General features: G+C 41.5%; 17 protein-coding genes. 4 read left to right on the top strand and 13 right to left on the bottom strand.

All coding sequences use genetic code 11. The features are described from left to right. Nucleotides 1–173: 173 nt before the first annotated feature. Both pta and C9J47_RS13965 read right to left on the bottom strand, forming a co-directional pair. Nucleotides 174–2,312: a phosphate acetyltransferase gene (gene pta / locus C9J47_RS13970; protein ID WP_107254078.1), complete on the bottom strand. Its 2,139-nt coding sequence runs from the start codon at nucleotides 2,310–2,312 to the stop codon at nucleotides 174–176. Nucleotides 2,313–2,491: 179 nt separating this feature from the next. Beyond that, nucleotides 2,492–3,688, bottom strand: a complete 1,197-nt coding sequence (locus C9J47_RS13965) for an acetate kinase (RefSeq protein WP_107254077.1) — start codon at nucleotides 3,686–3,688, stop codon at nucleotides 2,492–2,494. A gap of 336 nt (nucleotides 3,689–4,024) precedes the next feature. Here C9J47_RS13965 and yfbV point away from each other — a divergent pair, with 336 nt between their 5' ends. Then, nucleotides 4,025–4,474, top strand: a complete 450-nt coding sequence (gene yfbV / locus C9J47_RS13960; RefSeq protein WP_107254174.1) for a terminus macrodomain insulation protein YfbV — start codon at nucleotides 4,025–4,027, stop codon at nucleotides 4,472–4,474. A 178-nt stretch (nucleotides 4,475–4,652) separates the two neighbouring features. Here yfbV and C9J47_RS13955 read toward each other — a convergent pair whose 3' ends face one another. From C9J47_RS13955 to rlmA, 6 genes are all read right to left on the bottom strand, one after another. Next, nucleotides 4,653–4,964, bottom strand: coding sequence for a DUF6172 family protein (locus C9J47_RS13955; RefSeq protein WP_107254076.1), 312 nt, complete (start codon nucleotides 4,962–4,964; stop codon nucleotides 4,653–4,655). A gap of 305 nt (nucleotides 4,965–5,269) precedes the next feature. After that, a complete protein-coding gene (locus C9J47_RS13950; protein ID WP_107254075.1) occupies nucleotides 5,270–6,064 on the bottom strand; it encodes an ABC transporter ATP-binding protein in 795 nt (264 codons plus the stop codon). Nucleotides 6,065–6,079: 15 nt separating this feature from the next. Next, the gene (locus C9J47_RS13945; RefSeq protein ID WP_107254074.1) at nucleotides 6,080–7,006 is read right to left on the bottom strand and encodes an ABC transporter permease; all 927 of its coding nucleotides are present in this window, start codon (nucleotides 7,004–7,006) and stop codon (nucleotides 6,080–6,082) included. Nucleotides 7,007–7,122: 116 nt separating this feature from the next. Beyond that, the gene (locus tag C9J47_RS13940) at nucleotides 7,123–8,091 is read right to left on the bottom strand and encodes an ABC transporter substrate-binding protein (protein WP_107254073.1); all 969 of its coding nucleotides are present in this window, start codon (nucleotides 8,089–8,091) and stop codon (nucleotides 7,123–7,125) included. 434 nt (nucleotides 8,092–8,525) lie between these two features. Continuing rightward, on the bottom strand, nucleotides 8,526–9,491 hold the full coding sequence (locus C9J47_RS13935; RefSeq protein WP_107254072.1) for a ChaN family lipoprotein: 966 nt from the start codon (nucleotides 9,489–9,491) through the stop codon (nucleotides 8,526–8,528). Nucleotides 9,492–9,704: 213 nt separating this feature from the next. After that, nucleotides 9,705–10,520, bottom strand: coding sequence for a 23S rRNA (guanine(745)-N(1))-methyltransferase (rlmA, locus tag C9J47_RS13930; protein ID WP_107254173.1), 816 nt, complete (start codon nucleotides 10,518–10,520; stop codon nucleotides 9,705–9,707). 465 nt (nucleotides 10,521–10,985) lie between these two features. Between rlmA and C9J47_RS13925 the strand changes: the two genes are divergently transcribed. Together C9J47_RS13925 and C9J47_RS13920 are read left to right on the top strand one after the other, a co-directional pair. After that, a complete protein-coding gene (locus C9J47_RS13925; protein ID WP_107254071.1) occupies nucleotides 10,986–12,017 on the top strand; it encodes a porin in 1,032 nt (343 codons plus the stop codon). 83 nt (nucleotides 12,018–12,100) lie between these two features. Then, nucleotides 12,101–12,742 (top strand): DUF2057 domain-containing protein, encoded by a 642-nt coding sequence (locus C9J47_RS13920; RefSeq protein WP_245903469.1) that lies wholly within the window; start codon nucleotides 12,101–12,103, stop codon nucleotides 12,740–12,742. A gap of 133 nt (nucleotides 12,743–12,875) precedes the next feature. On the opposite strand, the gene C9J47_RS13915 is transcribed toward C9J47_RS13920, so the two are convergent. The 4 genes from C9J47_RS13915 to C9J47_RS13900 form a co-directional block, all read right to left on the bottom strand. After that, on the bottom strand, nucleotides 12,876–14,159 hold the full coding sequence (locus tag C9J47_RS13915; RefSeq protein ID WP_107254070.1) for a sigma-54-dependent transcriptional regulator: 1,284 nt from the start codon (nucleotides 14,157–14,159) through the stop codon (nucleotides 12,876–12,878). Further along, nucleotides 14,146–16,506: an ATP-binding protein gene (locus tag C9J47_RS13910; RefSeq protein ID WP_107254069.1), complete on the bottom strand. Its 2,361-nt coding sequence runs from the start codon at nucleotides 16,504–16,506 to the stop codon at nucleotides 14,146–14,148. Before C9J47_RS13910 ends, C9J47_RS13915 begins: the two co-directional genes overlap by 14 nt. Nucleotides 16,507–16,508: 2 nt before the next feature. Beyond that, the gene (locus C9J47_RS13905) at nucleotides 16,509–17,786 is read right to left on the bottom strand and encodes an ABC transporter substrate-binding protein (protein ID WP_107254068.1); all 1,278 of its coding nucleotides are present in this window, start codon (nucleotides 17,784–17,786) and stop codon (nucleotides 16,509–16,511) included. 274 nt (nucleotides 17,787–18,060) lie between these two features. After that, nucleotides 18,061–18,561 (bottom strand): YfbU family protein, encoded by a 501-nt coding sequence (locus C9J47_RS13900; protein ID WP_107241257.1) that lies wholly within the window; start codon nucleotides 18,559–18,561, stop codon nucleotides 18,061–18,063. A gap of 237 nt (nucleotides 18,562–18,798) precedes the next feature. On the opposite strand from C9J47_RS13900, the gene C9J47_RS13895 reads away from it, so the two are divergent. After that, a complete protein-coding gene (locus C9J47_RS13895) occupies nucleotides 18,799–19,452 on the top strand; it encodes an energy-coupling factor ABC transporter permease (protein ID WP_107254067.1) in 654 nt (217 codons plus the stop codon). Between the two features lie 96 nt (nucleotides 19,453–19,548). On the opposite strand, the gene focA is transcribed toward C9J47_RS13895, so the two are convergent. Further along, entirely contained in the window at nucleotides 19,549–21,027 is a 1,479-nt protein-coding gene (gene focA / locus C9J47_RS13890) for a formate transporter FocA (RefSeq protein WP_107254066.1), read from the bottom strand. Nucleotides 21,028–21,247: the final 220 nt, after the last annotated feature.

Raw genomic sequence — 21,247 nt, 5'->3', positions numbered from 1 at the left:
TGAGGGCGCTTAGAATAGAGCGAACTTAGCCATAAATAGCATTTTAAAAGGCCATAATGACGGTCATGTCATTATGGCCTTTTTTAGTATCTGTTTTTCCAAGTTAAAAGCAAAAAAAACGCCCCTGCATTGCTGCAGGAGCGTTCGATATTACTTGTTTAGCTAATCAGTAATTACTTAGCGTCTTCAGATTGTTTTGCCTGAATCGCAGTCAGTGCAACTGTGTATACGATATCGTCTACAAGTGCGCCACGAGAAAGGTCGTTCACCGGCTTACGCATGCCCTGAAGCATAGGACCGATAGAAACTAGGTCAGCTGAACGCTGTACCGCTTTGTACGTCGTGTTACCAGTGTTTAGGTCTGGGAATACGAATACTGTTGCTTTACCCGCTACAGGAGAATTAGGCGCTTTAGAAGCGGCTACATTTTCCATGATTGCAGCATCGTATTGTAGAGGACCGTCGATGATTAGATCAGGACGTTTCTCTTGAGCAATGCGTGTCGCTTCACGTACTTTATCAACATCAGCACCCTTACCAGATGTACCGGTAGAGTATGAGATCATTGCAACGCGAGGTTCGATACCGAATGCTTTTGCAGAATCAGCAGATTGAATTGCGATTTCAGCAAGTTGTTCAGCATTTGGATCTGGGTTGATTGCACAGTCACCGTATACTAGTACTTGATCAGGCAGAAGCATGAAGAATACTGAAGATACGATAGAGGCATCTGGTGCTGTTTTGATGATTTGGAACGGAGGAACGATAGTGTTAGCTGTCGTGTGTACCGCACCAGAAACAAGACCATCAACTTCATTGTTTTCTAGCATCATTGTGCCTAGGAAAACAGAATCTTTCAGCTTTTCACGTGCAACTACATCTGTCATGCCCTTCGCACCGCGAAGTTCAACAAGACGTTTAACGTAGTTTTCACGTACCGCTTCAGAATCGATGATTGTAACACCAGCACCTAGTGTAACGCCTTGCTGTTCAGCAACACGCTTGATTTCTTCTGGGTTACCAAGAAGAACACACTCAGCAATACCGCGTTCAGCACAGATAGCTGCAGCTTTAACGGTACGAGGTTCGTCACCTTCAGGAAGAACAACACGCTTAGCGGCTTTGCGCGCTAGCTCTGTTAATTCATAACGGAATGCTGGTGGGCTTAGACGACGCTCTTTAGCCGAACCTTCAGTTAATGATTCAATCCACTGACCATCGATGTGGCTAGCCATGTATTCATTAACAAATTCTACACGTTCTTTATCGTCTGCTGGTACTTCAAGGCTGAAGCTCTGAAGATTCAGAGATGTCTGCCAAGTGTTACCCAGTGCAGTCATCACAGGTAAGCCTGTTGCGAATGCGCGCTCACAAAGATCCATTACTGGTTTAGGTAGTTCATAGCCGCCAGTAAGAAGAAGTGCACCGATTTCAACGCCGTTCATTGCTGCAAGACATGCCGCAACGATAACGTCAGGACGGTCTGCAGAAGTCACTAGTAGTGAACCAGGACGGAAGTGCTCAACCATGTTCGGAATAGAGCGTGCACAGAAAGTAACACTCTTGATACGACGAGTCGCAATATCACCTTCGTTGATGATTTGAGCGTTAAGGTGCGCTGCAATATCTGTTGAACGTGTTGCAATTAGCTCTGAGCTCCATGGTGCACAACCAAGTACACGAATAGGGCTAGAGTTGAATACTTGCATTACTTCAACGTTTAGCGGAATAGTTGTACCGTCTATATCGTCAAAGATTTCAGATAGATCTGGGCGAGTACGGCCTTCAGCATCTACAGGTGCGTTTAGCTTGTTAACAATAACGCCTGAGATCTGCTTGTTTTTAATGCCGCCGAAGTTAGAACATGCTACTTCGATACGCTCTTTTAGTTGTGCAGGGTTATCAGTACCGTGCGCAATAACGAATACGATTTCCGCACCCAGCGTTTTAGCAATTTCATAGTTAATCTGATTCGCAAATGGATGTTTACGAGTCGGTACAAGACCTTCGATTAATGCTACTTCAGATTGCGCTGTTGATTCTTTGAAACGTGCGACGATGTCTTCTAGCAGTACATCACTTTGGTCGTTACGAAGAAGTTCTTCGGCACGTGCCATTGTAAATGGTTCTGCAATTTCCATATCGTTGTTAGCACGGATGATCGTTGTAGTCAGATCAGGCTGCTCACCACCACTACGTGGTTGTGCGATAGGCTTAAAGAAAGAAACACGAACGCCTTTGCGTTCCATTGCACGTAAAACACCAAGGCTTACGCTTGTTAGACCAACACCAGCGCCAACTGGGATAAGCATAATAGTACGGGACACTATGAATTCCTCAAACTATTGAATAATACAGCGCTGTTCGATAACGATTCTAAAGACAGGTCGATCTGCAAATTAGAACAATTATGGAGCAACGCCACAACAAACAATTGTATTACACATGAAAAAACGGCCAGCCTAGGCCAGCCGTTATAATAATCGTTAGATTAGATAGCAGCTAGACGCGCTGTATCTTCTGCGATAACTAGTTCTTCGTTAGTAGAAACTACCATTGCAGGTACACGGCTGTTTGCAGTCGTGATAACACCTTCTTTACCGAAGCGTGCTTTAAGGTTTGCTTCGCCATCAACTTCAACACCTAGGATAGCAAGACGGTTAAGAACCATTTCGCGGATAGGAGCAGAGTTTTCACCGATGCCGCCAGTGAAAGTGATTGCGTCTAGACGACCTTCTAGTGTTGCAGTGTAACCAGCAATGTACTTAGCTAGACGGTGACAGAATACGTCCATTGCACGTGTTGCTTCTTCTTTCTTGCCGTAGTTGTCTTCAACGAAACGACAGTCAGAAGTCACTTGAGTTAGACCTTGAAGGCCAGACTCTTTAGTTAGCATGTTGTTGATTTTTTCAACAGAGTAACCAAGTGTATCGTGTAGGTGGAAAATGATCGCAGGATCGATATCACCACAACGCGTACCCATTACTAGACCTTCAAGCGGAGTAAGACCCATAGATGTGTCTACAGATTTACCGTTCTTGATTGCACAAACAGAAGCACCGTTACCTAGGTGACAGTTGATGATGTTTAGTTCATCTTCTGGCTTCTCTAGTAGTTCAGCTGTTACACGCGTAATGAACAGGTGAGAAGTACCGTGCATGCCGTAACGACGGATAGCGTGGTCTGTGTATAGGTTGTACGGAAGTGCGTATAGGTACGCTTCTTCAGGCATAGTCTGGTGGAAAGCAGTATCGAATACAGCAACGTTTTTAAGTGCTGGGAATGCTTTCTGTGCCGCTTTAATACCGATGATGTGAGCAGGGTTGTGAAGAGGTGCTAGTGCAGAACAATCTTCGATACCCTTAACTACTGTTTCGTCGATAAGAACAGATTGAGTGAACTTCTCACCACCGTGAACTACACGGTGACCGATAGCTGCTAGGTTAGCGGCAAGTTCTGGCTTAGAAGCAATGATGCTTTCTACCATAAATGCTAGCGCTTCTTCGTGAGCAGCACCGTCGCCAAGTTGAGCTTCGTGCTTGCCATCAAGTTTCCACTTGATACGCGCTTCTGGAAGGTGCAGACATTCTGCAAGACCTGTTAGGTGCTCTTCACCTGAAACAGCGTCAACAATAGCGAATTTAAGAGATGAACTACCGCAGTTAAGAACTAGAACCAGCTTAGACATGAGAGTGACTACCTATAATCTGTCTGAAAGTTGATATTCGTGAGAATAAAAAAAGTACCCATAGCGTAGACGACTTTTGATACAGTCATCCAAACGGGGTTAAAATTGCGCACTATCCGTAGGGCGAGAATTGAGTAACCCACAATCCTGGGTCATCCTTGATGGCTGCTTTAGGTTGCCTAAATGGTAATTACAGGCAACAATTATCTTAAAGCGTGCTTAGGATAGCTGATTGTTACCCAATATAACAAAAAGATTTTAGAAAAATTTAATTTGAATCAAGTTTATTACTATTTTATTTTAATTATTGTTATTTTTTTTGATGGCTGGTGTTTTATGACTCAACGAACAGTGTGGCAACACTTCCAAAATGGTCAGCAATACATGGCAACATGGCCTATGCGCAAAGAGCTAGCAGCCATATTCCCAGAACAGCGCTACATTAAAGCGACAAAATTCGCGACGCGTGTTATGCCTGCAGTTGCAGTGATGAGTGTTTTAAGCCAAATGGCATTCAATAACTATAGCGCGTTACCACAAGCTATGACGGTGGCATTATTTGCATTGACCATGCCTTTGCAAGGTTTGTGGTGGTTGGGTAAGCGGAGTCGAACGACGTTGCCACCTTCATTAGCCATTTGGTATCGTGAGATTTATGAAAAGATCACCAGTGAAGGGTATGCAATGCAGCCGTTGAAAAAACAGCCACGATACCTTGAATTGGCAGAAGTATTAAATCGTGCATTTAAGCAACTGGATAAAACATCGTTGGAACGGTGGTTTTAGCGAGAGGTGCGGTTTCGTGGATTTCGCGAATGCGACCTAATACCAGAAAGTAAAAAAGCCCTGAGTAAGGGCTTTTTTGGTTTAGGTCAATCACCTTCTGTTATCCGCTAGACAATAGTGAATATATCAAACTATCGTAAAGTCCCAGTCAGTGTTGCTACCTTCAACAGCGAAATGTTTATTCGTCTTCAAATAAGCCGTCTAGTGGCTTTTTAGCACGAATACCATCTTTAGCTAAAATCTCAAGATAGAATGAAGTCAGTTCTAATTTCTCAGCTTCATCGATGCACTTGTTGATTTCTTTAAGGTGGATTACTTTTGCTTCTTGTTCGGTGTGACCAAACTTACAATCAAAATCCCAAAAATCGACACCAGCAGGAAGCTGCTTATTGCGCTCTCTTTTGATGTACTTTTTCACTTCATGTTTAACTGATTCAACGACTCTTGGCACAGCTTTTTTTGGGTGAGTTAAAGCAAATGTTTTTTTCATTGTTTTCCTAAATCTAAATAAGGGCTCAGAAAAGATAGAGCGCTAGGCATATTTTACTTCAATTCTACAGCAGTAGCGACGGTGAAGTGGTATTTCAATTAATTCTAGGTTTTCACAAGTACTGAAATAGCGGGTAATCCCTTCATTTTTCATCGTTAATCTATATTCTGTGGATGACTTAAGGACACAACAAGAAGAGGAGGGAACAATGAATATTTGAGAGAGGCATGATATTAAACATGAAGACTAAGAGGGGAGAGATAACCCTGTAGTCACACAGGGCTATGTTTATAACTTACAATTAGTTAGTTAAGTAGAAGGCTATCATCCGCTAATTCTTCGCCCCGCACTTTGCTGAACATTTCAAGTAGCTGTTTCACGTCCATGCTTTCTCGTTCTTGACCTTTAACGTCTAAAACGATTTCACCTTGGTGAAGCATGATTGTCCGATCACCGTGCGCAAGGGCATCTTTCATTGAGTGCGTTACCATCATTACGGTGAGATCGAACTCTGTTACCACTTTTGTTGTCAGGGCGAGTACAAAAGCGGCCATTCTAGGGTCTAATGCCGCAGTGTGCTCATCGAGTAACAGCAGCTTGCTATCAGCTAATGTAGCCATGACTAAGCTCACGGCTTGGCGCTGACCGCCTGAAAGTAAGCCAATGCTATCACCTAAACGATCTTCTAAACCTAAGCCCAGAATACTGATACGTTCTTGAAAGAGTTTTCGGCGGTTTGAAGATAAAGCCATTTTCCAACTACGTTGGCTGCCACGTTTATAGGCTAACGCCATATTCTCTTCAATTGTTAAAGAGGCACAAGTGCCCGCTAAGGGATCTTGAAATACACGTGCAGCATATTGCGCACGTTGATGTACAGATTTGTCCGTCACATCAATATTATCAATTAATACCTGCCCATCGCTCATCGGGGTTTCGCCACTGACTGCGCCCAATAATGTCGATTTACCTGCACCATTTGAGCCAATCACAGTGACAAATTGCTTTTCAGGCACCACTAAATTAATGCCACGAAGTGCTTGGTTTTCTAAAATTGTGCCTTCGTTGAAGGTAACGCGAATATCATTTAATTCAATCATCTTTAGCTTTACCTCCTAGGCGAGTTTTTTAGTGGCAGTTACGCGTTTCTTTTTGCGATTAAAGCTGTTTTTCATTCGAGGTGCAATTAAGGCAACCGCAACAAGAACAGCAGTGATCAAATTAAGATCGGAAGCTTTAAGCCCAAACATACCTGAACTTAATGCAAAAGCGACTGCAAGGCGATACAGCACTGAGCCGACAATAACTGCGACGACGGCAACCCATATTTTTCTACCTGGGATAAGGGTTTGCCCCAAGATAACCGCGGCAAGGCCGACCACAATGGTTCCGACCCCCGAAGTGACATCTGCAAAGCTGTTTGTTTGAGCGAAAAGAGCGCCAGAAAAGCCGACAAATCCATTTGAAAGCGCAAGACCAAGGTAGGTATATAACGCAGTGTTGCCGCCTTGTGCATTTACCATGCGGCTATTCACGCCCGTTGCACGTAGACCTAAGCCAAAATCACTGGCTAACAAACGAATGATGAACCAAGCACTAAAGACCACAAGCAGAGCAACAACCAATAAGCGAATTAAATTAGAGTCAAGGCCGTAATCCATCGCAAAATTTTCGAACGGGGTCAAAATAGTCTCTTCCCCTAAAAGAGCAAGATTAGGGCGACCCATAATGCGGATATTGATAGAGAAAGCGGCAATCATAGTCAGAATACTGGCCAATAAATGTAAAATATTGCAGCGAATGGCTAAAAATCCAGTAACTAAACCACAAGCACCACCAGCAAAAATTGCTAGTAATGTGGCGAACCATGGGTTAATGCCAGCTACGATTGCGGTAGCAGCGACCGCAGCACCCATAGGGAAACTACCATCGACGGTTAAATCGGGAAAATCTAAAACGCGAAAAGTCAGGTATACACCAAGTGCAACCAATCCATACACTAATCCAATTTCTAGCGTACCGATGAAGGCAAAGAAAGACATCTATAACACTCCTTGTCTTATACTAATCTAGATAAGCATCTGACCATCAACTTATCCAGAAGGGTATTATATGAAAGAGGCAAGAGTTATGGCTCTTACCTCTTGCCATTTGAAACTTATTTTTCGATTGAGGTTGCACGCGCTAATACTGCTGCTGGGAAGGTAATCCCTAATTTCTCGGCCGCTTTTTGATTTAAGGCTAAATCTGAACCCTTAGCTACATTAACTGGCAAATCAGCAACTTTGGTTCCTTTTAGTAGCGCATCAACATAGTCTGCTGTTTGAATACCAACTTGGTAATAATCAAAGCCTAATGCAGCAAGTGCACCATTTTCAATATAGGTAGTGGATGCACCAATAATCGGTTTGTTTGCTTGGTTTGCAGCGTTCACTAGTCCATCAATTGCGCTGGCAACCGTGTTATCTGTCGGGGCGTAAATAACATCAACTTTTGATGCAATAATTTGCGCTGCTGACTGAACATCTGCACTTTTAAGCGCCGTACCTTCTACTACTTCAATGCCTTTTGCTTTTGCGGCTTCGCGGAGTAATTCTACTAACGCAACAGCATTGGATTCGCCAGGGTTAAAGACCACCCCGATACTTTTTAGATTTGGAATTATTTCTTGCATTAGCTCAACATGCTGAGCAACGGGTGATAAGTCAGAAAGGCCAGTTACATTACCGTTGGGTTTATCCATGTTTTTAACAAGCTTTGCGCCAATAGGATCAGTAACAGCAGTAAACACAACGGGAATAGAACGAGTAGAAGCGGCAAGGGCTTGTGCGGTTGGTGTTGCAATACCGACGAGAACATCTGGTTGTTCACCGACAAATTGTTTGGCTATTTGAACGGCAATGGCAGGATTCCCCTGTGCTGTCTGATAAGTGAATTCAAGGTTTTCACCTTCGACGTATCCTTTTTCTTTTAAACCATCCAGTAAACCTTGGCGTGCAGCATCAAGAGCGGGGTGTTCAACGATTTGTGATACTGCGACTTTGGCAACATCCGCGAAGGCAGATACGGATGATAGTGCGAATGATGCCGCTATACCGGCCGCGATAAGTAGTTTTTTACCCTTCATTGCAAGCTCCTTGCTTTATTATTTTATCCATTTAGAGAGCAGTCTCTAGTTCGAACTGTGATCTCATAGGATAATGTTTTAGCGCAAAGCGAAAAGAAAGAACATCTAATTTTTAACAATCTTGAAACATTATATCTATCTAATATGTGGTTCATTGATAAAATAGCGGTGGATTGGTTTGAATTCTGCAGGGTGAGCAGCGTTTAAGTGCTGTAGTTTAGGTATCAATTTGGTTGATTATTCTTAATTGGAATTTTTGATAATATTGCTCTTAACTGATTTATTTTTCGCGCTAAAAAAATCAAAGCCTATTCAGTTTCAGGAAAGGTCGATGCAGGATACTGAACCAGTAAAAGGGATATATAGCTGTATCTCTCCTAAGTCCTCCACCTGCTGGCCGCCGATGGGGGACTACTCTTTTCTGGCTATTCGTTTTATTTGGTATAACACTTCAATTCTTTATTTCTGCCTGAAATGCTTTTCATTGCAGCCATCATTTTATCTTTACTGACATAACCTTTGGGCAGTGGCATCACATTGACTCTATAATCAGGTGCATCCTCAGCGATATTCGATTGCTCAGTGACAGGAGTCACCATAACGACATTAAGTTCTGGGTTACGTGCCTTAATGCGTGATGCTGTACCTAAGCCTTCAGCAATATGGAAGCGCCCTGCAACATGGATTATTTGCTTACCAGGATGTTTCGCTAAATAATCCACCATACTTTCTGCCATGGTGTCATCCCAAGCGGTTTGTGCAGCAAACTGGCGTTGTGTTTTTGCTTCATCACCGTGGTGCATTGATGCTTTGAATTTCGCTTGGTAAGCATCGGCTGTTAACGTTAAATCATGAGCTACCCACTTACGTTCGTTACTCGGTAGGCGATCAAGATAATCAGCGCCTTCTCTACCAATACAGCGAACAATAGGCTTAGGCGCATTCGCGGCAATCACATCCAAACCATTTTGTTTTGCTAATTCAACTAAAGGACGGTAGTCACTGATATAGTTAGGCCAAGCATTCCCTTCTTTTATGAGTGTTTGTTCGCCAATCTCTCCCGCTAAATATTGATCAACTAAAGGCTGTTTATCGCGGGTAAATTGTTCCATCGATAAAGCCATATTAGGGTTTTGGCGATAAAGTTCAGCAAACAGTTGGGCTTGCATTAAGTGCGCCCCTGGATGCCCATGCCATTCGCCCACAAGAACAATATCGGCATCGCTAATCGCTGAGGCCAGTTTTGATAGGCTAAGCGTTGCCCCTTGTGGAGATGTAATTGTGTAATCATACATTGTGGGGGGCAAAGGTTGTGTCGCTGTTGTATTTGCTGGTAATTCAGATTGCGTTGCACAGCCCATAAGCATGCCGGTTAGCCCAAGAGAGAACCACTTTTTCATTTGAATATCACACCTTAAAAAATATCGTACATGCGAAGATGTGCATGCCAAAGTCGAAATACACAGTATGAATACCTATTTTATTCATGATGTGATCAAGCCTCATGCAATAGATATAACTGTAGACGGTGTGTGATAGTAATGGAGATGAGATTGATTATCAAATGCAATTGATAATCAATACTTGGGAGTTAAAGGAAAAGAAGAGAGTTGTTATTGGCGACGATAAACGCGGATTGAAAAGTCGGCTTCACAGCGTAAATCAACCGCCGTTTTTAGTTGTTCCCATACAGCATCTGATGTTTTCCATGCGAAAGGTGTCATTTGCATTAAGGCTGTTGCTTCTTCACCGTTTAGCGTCATGTCGTAATGTAATTGCTGATCGGCGATTAAATCGAAACCTTCTATGACTTCTGGTTCCATATCGTGCAAGTGTACACCGTTGTAAATTAACTCTTTTAACTGGTATAGGTGACGCGCAGCAGGCGAAACAGTCACTAAAATACCGTTTTTTTTAACTGCGCGTTGTAGCTCTTCATCTTTACAAGGTGCGTAAATACGGACTATACCGTCAAGGTATGCATCGGAATAAGGTAAGCGGTGGCTCGATGCGACACAGAAGTGGCAGTTTTTATAGCGTTTGGCGGCATAGCGAACAGCTACTTTAGATATATCTAACCCATGTACGCTTAATTCAGGGTGTTTAGCCTGTAATTGGGTAAATTCAGACGTGTAATACCCCTCGCCACAACCAATATCTAATAATTGTTGCGCGTTCTCTGGCAATTGCTCATCAAGATGCTTGATCACAGCCTCGCGCAGTGGGTGGTAGTGGTTGGTATTTAAAAACAAACGTCGTGCTTGCATCATTTCTTGGTTATCACCAGGGTTCTTTGAACTTTTATGCTGAACGGGCATTAAATTCACATAGCCTTCTTTAGCTAGATCAAACTGATGATTATTCTCGCAGCGCCAGTATTGAGTATGGTTGACTAAAGCTGAGTGACACAAAGGGCATTGATAAGACATGATGGAAACCGCACGATTAAATTCAGTGCTCATTGTAATACCAAACCTCGAAAGTAACTACCCACTGAATACTTCCTTATTTGCCTTCTATACGCTCGTTACTTAAGAGATTAAAGGATATACATCACATAATTCGCGATGAAAAAATAGAGCTGAATCACAGTTGAAAACTATTATTTTACAGCGTGAAATAAGAATCCTTTCATTCAGCTTTTATTCAGCATTCTCGGTTATCTTGCACCTTAACTTGAACGATAAATGCATGTGAAGTCATTTTTTGCTCATGTTTTTTTCCATTAAATAATTTGTATTGTCCTCTATGTAGTAGAAGATATGTCGCTGTTGCTATTGAGTTTCAGTGATCTTTCAAGGAAGAAAAGAGCTGCATGACTTTGTCTGTGTGACCGCCGAATCCACATAATCAAAGTCGGGATGAAAAAAATAACAATATTAGGATTTCAAACAATGAAAAAGACAGTATTAGCAGTTCTTTTACCTGCCATGTTAGTGGCTGGCGCAGCACAAGCCGCAACCGTTTACCAAGGTGAAGACGGTTCAAATGTTGATGTTTACGGCCGTTTAGGTTTTAACATTTCTGATAAAGGTTCAGAAGATACTCAAGGTAATTTTGATGGTCGTTTTGGTCTTGGTGGATCTCAAACGGTTAACGATAAAGTATCGGTAATTGGTTGGGCTGAATACCAAGTGGGTGCTGCTGAATATGCTAATAGCTTAAATCCTGACTCAAGTGATCTAACTGCACGTTACGTGTGGGCAGGTATTGATGCGTCTGAGTACGGTAAAATTACTGGTGGTCGTGTGGCTTCTGGTCTGATCATGCTAACCGATATTGCCGATGTTTTCGCTGCATCTGATGTGGCAATTGCTCGTCAGGTAGATCAAGTTGATTCAACGGCAACACAGGTATTCCGTCAAGATGGTACATTACAGTACCAAAACAGCTTTGATGCGCTTGATATTTCTGTTGCTTATATCTTAGGTAATGGCTCTTCAGATCTAGATGCGGCTTATAACACAGCGCTTCGTTATACGTTTGACCTAGGTAATGCGGGCAAGTTAGCACCTGTCGTGGCATATCAGTACAATAAAGGTAACGATGGCGATAAGTACACGTTCTGGGGCGCAGGTACACGTTACTACGTTGGCGATCTAATGTTAGGCGCAATGTACTCTGAAGATGAAGTTAAGCGTGATGGTTCATCAGTTAAAAGTACGGATGAAGTTTATGAGCTAACAGCCGTTTACGACTTAAATGCCGATTGGGTACTACGTGCTGGTTACCGCTCTCTTGATAACAAAGATGGCGACAACCTTGAGCTGAAAGATACAACGTTTGAAGCACAATATAAGCTAACAGATCGTTCTTCTATCTTCACGAGCTATGTATTCCGTGATGGTGACGATGGTCAATCTAAAGGCTTTTCTGGTAATGCATCAGAAGACTTCTACCACTTAGGTCTACGTTACGAGTTCTAATTGAGCTGTTAACGTGTGATACAAAGCCAGCGGTGATACGCTGGCTTTACTATTTATAAAATATCTATTTTCAGAGAGAAAGCATGATGAAAAAAACACTGTTAGCATTTGCGTTACCTTTGGTATTGACTTCACAAGTTGCCATGGCAGAAGTAACCTTGAAAATGCCTGGCAATTTTGAAATTCTTGCGGCTCAGCATCTGGAAATTAAAAAAGCGACAAAAACAGTAGCACTACCAGAAGGGGATCAGCTGGTGTTGGTACGTTTTGATAGTCCTACTAATCCGCACTCGACGGGGCAATCGATGGGGTATGTGTCATCGCAACCGATTTTAATTCGTTTTTCAGCCAATGATGGTGAGGTGGTTGAATTATTGGCTCCTCGTGTTGATACCCAGCAAGACGTAAAACGTTTTGCTAAGAACCCTAGTTTTGAATTAACCGATACAGCTGGCAAGTCTGTTAGTTTTGATAGTGAAAAGGTGGTGGTATCAGGTTCACCATTAATGGCTAACTATAATGATATTTTAGCGGCTCAAATAGCACCGAGTGAAATACAAACTTTGCCACAACCAGCTGTAATAACAGCCTCTTCTCAATCTGTCTCAACGGTTGATATTAACCAATTAACGCCAGCTCAAGCGGATCAGTTGATGAAAGATTTATACCAAGATGCTAATAAAAAACGCCGCAAAGAATTTATACGTTGGGCGCTAGGTTTATAAATTTAGAACGATAAATTAGCGTATTTAAGCAAAGCTGTAATTATCATAAACAAAAAGCCCCGCAAGGTTATATCTTGCGGGGCTTTTTTTAATGTTGTTCTGTGTTTAGAACACGTATTTATCTTTCGAGGCACTAAAATTCACTGGTGGGTCTCACCTTGAATTCCGCTTTATCTAAATCGTGTTTTTTCATTCTTAAATACAGTTTTTTTCGCGGTATCTGTAAGTAAGATGACACTTCGTTGATACGTCCTGTGAAAAGGTATAGCGCATCTTCAATGACTTGTTTTTCATAGCTATCAACTAATTCATCAAGCGGGCTACTCATTTGCTCTAGCGGCTTAGAACGCTCTTGCCCTGTCAATTTTACGATCCCAATAGCATATAGCTCTGCAACACTTTTTAGTTCATGTATGTTGCCTGACCATTGGTGTCGATTGAGTGTATTGATATACGCTTTGTCGACAGCGGGAACAGCTTTGTTCAACTTCTTACAGCTAAACTTTAGGTAATGTTTAAAAATCGGGGTGATATCGCTCGTGCGTTGTCGAAGTGTGGGTACTGCAAAGCGTATTTGGCTTAAAAAGTAAAAAAGCTCGGGTAACATCTCTTCACTTTCAACGATTTTTTCTGCATCACCATCAATAATCGCTAATACACGCACTTCTTTTTTACCTTGACGATCTTGCTCAAGTAAAAAGCGGCATAGCCATTGTTGTACTTCCATTGGCATTCTATGTGGATTGGTTAAGCATAAGCTGCCACTTCGTACTGAAATCATCGTGCGCTGAAGATCGGGGGTACACGTAATTTCGCTACCATCAATTTCAACGTAGGGGCCGATGCTTAGTTGGTGGCTATGATGTAATAGTTTTGACACGGTTCGTCGACCTGTGCCGCTCTCCCCATCAATTAATACATCCTTGTTAGTCAAGGCAATGTTTGCGATTTGCTCTCGCAGTTTTACGATCAGCGGGCTATCACCGATTAAGACTTCAGACACGGTGTGACTCAAGCTTTGGCGCTGCTCGATCACTTGCTTGCGTTTAGGCAGTAGTACTTCAAGTAATGTTAGTAACTCAGTCGGTTGCAATGGCTTCTGGAGAAAATCGACAGCGCCTTTCTTTACTGCATCGACAGCCATGGGAATATCACCATGGCCCGTAATAAGTATGACTGGCAACTCATTATCAAAGTCTTTAATTTTGGCCAGTAATTCCATACCATCCAAACCTGGCATGTACATGTCAGATACAATCACCCCTGACCAATTTTTAGTGATCATACCTAATACTTGAGTCGGATCTGTGGTTGCTTGCGCTTTATAGCCAGAGATTTCAAGTAAATCTTGATACGCTTCTATAACATCTTTGTCATCGTCAACGATGAGTACTTGTACATCATTATTTATGATCATGATTATTCAACTCCAATACGACCATAGCCCCTCCTTCAATAGTTGAAGCTAGGAAAATATCCCCTCCTAAACGGTTCATAATTGAACGGCAGATACTCAGGCCTAGGCCAAGCCCAACATCCTTTGTTGTTGTGAAGGGAATAAATAGTTTTTTTATAATTTCAGCGTCAAAACCATTACCCGTATCGCTCACTGCAATACGCAATAATGGATTGTTATTTAATAAGCTAAAAACAGAAATTTCGCGCTGTTCTTGCCCTGCGACCGCATCACAACTATTAACCAATAAATTGACGAGTACTTGCTCAAATTGCACTTGATCAGCATTCGCGAATAGATCCTGATTAATGGTATTGGTGATGATGGTTTTTTGTGTTTTCGCCCGACTTTCAACAATTAACATTGCTTGGTTAATTGATTCTCGAATATTGACTGATACCAGAGGATTATTCGCAGATTGCTTACGCGAGAAACTGCGCAGACTTGCAATAATACGTCCCATTCGAGCAGTTAGGTTGTCTATTTTATTTAAACTGGCGGGTAATCGGGCATAATTTTCTTTTTCGACAGCCATTTTTGCGGTGAAGACATATGTTGAAATCGCGGATAATGGTTGATTTAATTCATGCGCAAGTGATGTCATTGTTTGCCCGACAACGGCCATTTTTGTTGCTTGAATAAGATCATCTTGAGCGGAAAGTAAATCATTTTCAACCCGCTTCCTGTCTTCAACTTCCAGCTTTAATTGGTGGTTACGATTGGTCAATGATAGCGTTTTCTCACGAACCATATTCTCTAACCAACGAGCAGCATTTTCTTGCTCTGTAATATCCGTCATCGTGATAATAACTTTATCACTATTACCTTGGGTAAATAGACGGAAATCGAGCCGTAAATATACACATTCATCTTTGGTGTTGTGTTTGAGAGTAAGGTTACACGCTCCTTTGACCAAAAGCGGGCTACTATCGACAAATAAAGATTTTAAGCGTTGTTGCATATTTTTATCAAACAAATTCCAGATTGTATTCGTCTTAGAAGATGTATCGTAATTAAATAGTTTCAATGCACTGGTATTGACCGATTCGACTACACCATTTAAATCACAGGTGATGATACTCGCCTGAGTATTGTTAATCAGATTCAAGGCGTTACTTTGCTGCATCTCTTGCATTTGCTGACAGAAATACTGCAAATTATTACCCAACATTCCAATTTCGTCATTTCCTGTCACGTTAATTTCAGTATTAAGATTGCCATTGGCAACGTCGTAAAGTGCTTTGCTGAGAAGGTTAAGGCGTTTAACAATACCGCGATTTACTAAGTAGATTGAGATCACGATAGATAAGAAGATGGCTAAGGAGACGACCCCAAAGAGTATAAAATTACTGACAGTAATGGAGTGGCGAGTTTCATCATTGAGTTGTTTCAATGAGGTTGTTGCTTGTTCTGCCATTGTTTGAATTAATTCTTCTTGATCACGTAACCGGTTCTGAATACGTTCAGCATATTCTTTGATGGTATTGAAGAGTAATACATCTTCTCGTAATTGTTTTTCCAGTACGCCCATAGGTTGGACTAAAACAATTAATTCCTTGAGTAGTTGTCGGTAAGACACCGTCGAAGGGTAATGACTGAGTGTTTGACTCATATTACTGACTTCTTTGATTTTATAACCAATAAAGTAGAAGGCATTACTAATGTCGCGTTCATGTCGCTGCAATAAAATTTCTTGTACTAATTGGTTCAGCTCATTTTCTTTAACCGTGATTGATTGGATTAATGAAAATTCGGTCATGATTTCAGTGATCGAATGAGTATTGATCACATTTGGCAATAGGCGTGTTAGTTGCCACTCGACCTCTTGACGGAGTGGGGTAAGCTCATCTATCAAATCTTGGTGTAGCCATTTAATGCTATTCACCGTGGTCGTTAACGACAGTAAATGTTTATTGCGTTGATCTAATAAGACAGTATAAGCAGTAATATCGCTGGCTAAAATGGCATGTTCTGCCTTTATTGCAGGGTAGTCGCCTAAGCTGGTGGTTTCGGTTATTGCGGCAGTGATTAATTCCAGTTTAATGAAAATGTTTTGCTTAAGGTTACGATGCAAAATGGGATCGGTATTATGACTTAATAGGTTGAGGGCTGCCTGCAAACTCGCGGTATTGCGTTCAAGTTGGTAACTCGCACGTAATGTCGGCATGTTTCTATTCACGATAGTTTCAATTTTATCGTCTAATGTTTCCCAATTAATAACGGCAATGAGCCCCACACTAATGGTAAGAAACCCCATAAAGGCAATAGAGGATGTGAGTCGGTAGCCAATCGTTTTCTTGCTAAACACAATTAATGACCTTCGTGTTCAAGAATGATTTTTTGCGAGATTGCAATTGATAGCTCAAGCTGACTACACATAGTTCGTCGCCAAGCATTAACTTGTCTTGTGGTGACTATATCATTTCGAGACAGTGATAAATGGTTATATACATCGCTGTTTGATTGTGCCTCTGTCACTGGTGGTGTAGAGGCTAAGCGTATCGCAAGGTCATATTGACGGCGTTGTTCATTGGTAAAATGTGATGCACATTTAGCGGCTTTATTAATTTGTTGCCATGCCTGATTGAGTAAAGTCAGCTGATGGGCTATAGCTTGTTCAAATAAGTGTTTAATCACGACATCGCGATGCTGCATTAATTTGAAATCGAATGGTTGTGATATAAAGGTCTGCGTGATTTCACTGTTAAGAGGGTATTTATACAATGAACTTTCAGGCAAGTTTTTTTGCATGTCGTCTGATAATAAAAAATCAATAAAATGGCTTGTATGGTTCGCTTGATGTTGATTTTTTGCTGCCGCAATGTAGCTGGGCATGAGAGGGCTATTGATTTGATAAGTAAAACCAATAAATGGGAAATGCTGTTTATTTTCAAAAGCAAAGCTATCTATAACGGGGCCAATACCGACTAAACCTCGTGAAATAGCATCACTAACGCCAAAACTGCGTGCTGAAATAGAGGCCAGATTCCCCCCCATTTGCAGTAGCATTTTCCAGCCATCTTTCCACCCGTATTGCTGCAGTACATTTTCAACCATGAGGTGCGTAGTACTTGAACGGGCTGGGCTACTCATTATTAAATGACGGAAATATTGCGGCTCGATTAGGCTCTTAAAGTCTTTCGGTTGATCGAGATTATGTTTAGTTAAGTAATCGTTATTCCACATTAGACCATAGGCTGAATATCCAAAAATCGCGATATCGTCAGAGTGTTTTTTTAGATAGATTGGTTGTAACAGGGCTTGATTTACTGCCGTTGCCGTTGCCGTTGCCGTTGCCGTTGTTGCTAACGGTTTTAATGTGCCTTGTTTGATCAAAGGAAGAAAAAGAGCAGGCGACGATGTAATAACAAGATCAATGTCATGATCATTTTTGCTTAGTAGTCGTACCCCTGAATCAGCTCTACGGTGTAATACTTTGATTATCGAATCAGGATACAGTTGTTGGAATTTATTCGTAATAGGGGTTATTGATGCTTCAGTAAAAGTGGTTAATATAATTAAATGATTCGTCGTTGTAGCAAAACAAGTTGGCGACAGAATAAGCAGTAGTAATAGCAATCGAATCATAAGTTTAATAATAATTTCTTTTAATTATATTCTTATATACAGGGTAATTTATTGTGATTATAGCCAAATAGTGGCTGTGTTCATTAATATTTTAAGTCGCTAGCGCTTTTAAATTTTCATATTTCACATGCGTGTCAAAAGTAACTCATCTTGTGCTTACTGATGCGTATTATCACAAAAAATATTCCCCACACAGAAATGACAAAACCGGAGGGAGTCCTCCGGTTTTAAATGTAAGTTCTACAAGTCAGTAAATTGATTATAACAGCATCAATTATGCACTTAAAATTTGCGTAATTTCACTGCTTGATAAGTGATACTGACGTGGACAGTTACGCCATGTTTGTAGCATACGTTGATACTTATCTTGCATCGGTACCTGGCTGTTGAACTGATGTTCAGACTTATCAAACTGAGGGTATAAGCCTTCTTCTTCTGTTAAGAAACGCACGTAGTGCACTTGTTGTGATTCAGTAGCTGCATCAAATCCAAGAAATTGAAGGCGACGAGGTTCTACTTGTGATTGACTCGCATCATCTAACATTTTGTACGACTCTTGTAATGCGTGGTGCATTTCCATGTAATCGATAATGTTACGACATGCTTCTTCAGGAAGGCAGCCAAAATCTTTATCTAACTCACGCATCTGTAAGCCGTATCCGCGTTCTACAATAGTTTGTAAACGACGATATTTCGCTTCATTTTCAGGTGTTAGTTGAGACATTAGGTAATACTGGTTTGAAAGAATTAAACGTTGAGCGTTTGTCATATCCATGGAGGTAGGCCTTAAAAATTCTCTTATAATCTGGCAATGAGATTAGCAGGTTATGTTTAAAAAAACTTGATCTGACGACAAGTTGCAGTCGTTTTTTTGTTAATAAAAATCACCTGATGAAAGCTTATACAGCAGGGATGTGATGCTGATAAGTCTGAGTGTTTAAGCTTATAAATAGTATGGTTATAGCTGGATTATTTGTCATTAAATTAAAGCGTATAAATTAATGGATGTGAAATGACAACGATACAGTGGGGAGGCTACCTTGTTGGATGTGGGATACTTTTACGTAATATCCCCTATGAGTTTTGGCCTAAGTTCAAACAAGACAAGCACTATCAACATCTGGTTTTTGCAACCGTGGTGATTTTGTTGCTGCTATGGCTTTTACGTGCAGGTATCCATGAGAGTTTGCAGGTGCACTTTTTAGGGGTAACGGCTCTAACGCTTATACATGGTTGGCGTATTGCGGCATTTATCGGTTCATTACCTCTGGTATTAATGGCTGTGCTTGGAAGCATTAATGGAGGTGATCTTGGGGTTGCGGCACTAGTGGGGGAGATCTTGCCCATTTTGTTTAGTACTGGCATTTTTCTTCTTAGTTACCGTTTTTTAACTCACCACATATTTGTCTATATTTTCGTTGCTGCTTTTATTAATGGTGCATTGACGATGTGCTTTCATCTGCTACTGAACAGTGGGTGGGTCTATTGGGTAGGGGATGTATCGTGGCAATATATTGTTGATAATTATCTTATTCTGATGCCACTGATGGCATTTCCAGAAGCATTGCTGAATGGCATGATCATGACGTTATTGATCGTTTATAAACCCGAATGGGTCAGAACATTTTCAGATCGTGAATATATCTACGATAGGGATCGGAAATAGAAGGTGTATATAGTGGTTAGAGGCAGTGTAATGCATGGTATCAATTTTATTTATATAAAGGTTACCTGCCAGCTGAACTAGCAGGTAACAGAGATATTACGCGATATCAGATACTGCTTTAGGGTCTGTATTAGCCACTTCTGTAACTGATACAATGTTGCCGTATACAGGGCGAAGTGCGCTGACAATCTCTTTACGGGTAATAATACCAACCAGCTGCTCATCTTTTACGACAGGGAAGCAGTGAGGGCGGTTAATCACCATTGCACGTGCTCGCTCATTTAAAGATAGTGATGTAAAGCGTGTCGCGATACCGCCATCAGATACAGGGTAAAGAATGTTTTTATCAATGCTCATGTATTCTGCGATTTCAAGAATGGAATTATCTGGGCTTACCGTTTGAATTTCATGTTTCATCAGATCTTGAACTTTAGATTCAGCATCTGGCATGTAGTCGTTACACCACAGATCCACAAGCGCATCATGGATTGAGAAGAAACCGACTAATCGTTGGTCTGTTGTCAGTACAGGTGCACCCGTTAGGTCTTCACTCATTAGAATATCAATAGCTTGTGCAACAGGCATGCCAGGTAAAAGAGTGATTGTCGCTGGGCGCATGTGGTCATTAACAAATTGCTTTTCGTTCAACATAGTATGTTCCATATTCAGAGTGTGAGTGTTTGAGAAGTCAGGTGTAATAATTGTTGCTGTTGCGTGCTGTTCTTTTGGTGAACTAAAGATTGCCCAATAGCTCAGTCCGACAAGAACGCCACCGCCTACAATGTTGCCCAACGTCACAGGGATTAAATTGGCAAAGATAAAGTTCTGGATGGTTAGGTCGTTATATTGTTCAGGTAGTACACCGAGGTTTAGCCAGAATGATTCAGGTGCAAAATTCTGGATAGTGATACCAAGTGGCACCATAAACATGTTAGCAACGCTGTGCTCAAAGCCTGTGCTGACAAACATGGCGACCGGCAATATCATAATCACCATTTTTGTCATCATGTTTTCAGTACAAAATGTCATCCAAATAGCAAGACAAACCAATAGGTTACAAAGAACACCTAATGAGAAAGCTTCAAGCGGTTGGTGGTGCAGTTTATGCTGAGCAATATTAAGTGCGTTTAATCCCCACTGCCCACCATCGAGTTGGTAAAGACTCGCCATTGAAACCAATAACAACAGCAGCATGGCACCGAGGAAGTTACCAAAATACACTTTTGCCCAAGTGCCCAGCATACGGCCGGATGAGATATGGTTATTTGCACGAGCAATGGAAGACAGTACCGTACTGGTAAATAACTCACCGCCGCAGATAACAACAAGAATAAGCCCGAGACTAAAAGCTAGACCGCCATAGAAACGGTTGAGCCCCCAGCTTACGCCGCCATTGCCTGTGGTGACGGTAATATAAAAAACAAAAGCAAGTCCGATGAAAACCCCTGCTGTAATTGCAAGGGCAATGGTTGTACGTGTTGGTTTAGACGCTTTACCAACGGCGTACTTTTCAGCCTGCTTCATCATTTCTTTTGGTGTGAAGTTATTATTCGTCGATGCTGTTGCTGAACTCATCTTAATAACCTCTTATCGATAGACCGACGTTTAGGTCGAATCTGGTAAGTACATAGTGTTGCATCATTTTCTCCTCTCCTTGATTGTGGTAACTGGTAATCAGAATAAGGTGAGGAGGAGCACCAAGTAAAATTGATAGTTTTCTTAACCCTCATCATAAAAATTGATATTGTAAGGTGGCAAAATGTCATCGACGTTTGATAGTAGGAGTTTTAATTAA

Origin of the sequence: Photobacterium indicum (assembly GCF_003026215.1) — a bacterium.
Taxonomy (GTDB): domain Bacteria; phylum Pseudomonadota; class Gammaproteobacteria; order Enterobacterales; family Vibrionaceae; genus Photobacterium; species Photobacterium indicum.
Note: the sequence above shows the minus strand (reverse complement) of the source record. Positions and strands in the feature narration are given on the sequence as shown.

Coding starts and splice junctions, on each gene's coding strand:
- pta (WP_107254078.1), bottom strand. CDS start 2,312: ATGCTTATCCCAGTTGGCGCTGGTGTTGGTCTAACAAGCGTAAGCCTT.
- C9J47_RS13965 (WP_107254077.1), bottom strand. CDS start 3,688: ATGTCTAAGCTGGTTCTAGTTCTTAACTGCGGTAGTTCATCTCTTAAA.
- yfbV (WP_107254174.1), top strand. CDS start 4,025: ATGACTCAACGAACAGTGTGGCAACACTTCCAAAATGGTCAGCAATAC.
- C9J47_RS13955 (WP_107254076.1), bottom strand. CDS start 4,964: ATGAAAAAAACATTTGCTTTAACTCACCCAAAAAAAGCTGTGCCAAGA.
- C9J47_RS13950 (WP_107254075.1), bottom strand. CDS start 6,064: ATGATTGAATTAAATGATATTCGCGTTACCTTCAACGAAGGCACAATT.
- C9J47_RS13945 (WP_107254074.1), bottom strand. CDS start 7,006: ATGTCTTTCTTTGCCTTCATCGGTACGCTAGAAATTGGATTAGTGTAT.
- C9J47_RS13940 (WP_107254073.1), bottom strand. CDS start 8,091: ATGAAGGGTAAAAAACTACTTATCGCGGCCGGTATAGCGGCATCATTC.
- C9J47_RS13935 (WP_107254072.1), bottom strand. CDS start 9,491: ATGAAAAAGTGGTTCTCTCTTGGGCTAACCGGCATGCTTATGGGCTGT.
- rlmA (WP_107254173.1), bottom strand. CDS start 10,520: ATGTCTTATCAATGCCCTTTGTGTCACTCAGCTTTAGTCAACCATACT.
- C9J47_RS13925 (WP_107254071.1), top strand. CDS start 10,986: ATGAAAAAGACAGTATTAGCAGTTCTTTTACCTGCCATGTTAGTGGCT.
- C9J47_RS13920 (WP_245903469.1), top strand. CDS start 12,101: ATGATGAAAAAAACACTGTTAGCATTTGCGTTACCTTTGGTATTGACT.
- C9J47_RS13915 (WP_107254070.1), bottom strand. CDS start 14,159: ATGATCATAAATAATGATGTACAAGTACTCATCGTTGACGATGACAAA.
- C9J47_RS13905 (WP_107254068.1), bottom strand. CDS start 17,786: ATGATTCGATTGCTATTACTACTGCTTATTCTGTCGCCAACTTGTTTT.
- C9J47_RS13900 (WP_107241257.1), bottom strand. CDS start 18,561: ATGGATATGACAAACGCTCAACGTTTAATTCTTTCAAACCAGTATTAC.
- C9J47_RS13895 (WP_107254067.1), top strand. CDS start 18,799: ATGACAACGATACAGTGGGGAGGCTACCTTGTTGGATGTGGGATACTT.
- focA (WP_107254066.1), bottom strand. CDS start 21,027: ATGAGTTCAGCAACAGCATCGACGAATAATAACTTCACACCAAAAGAA.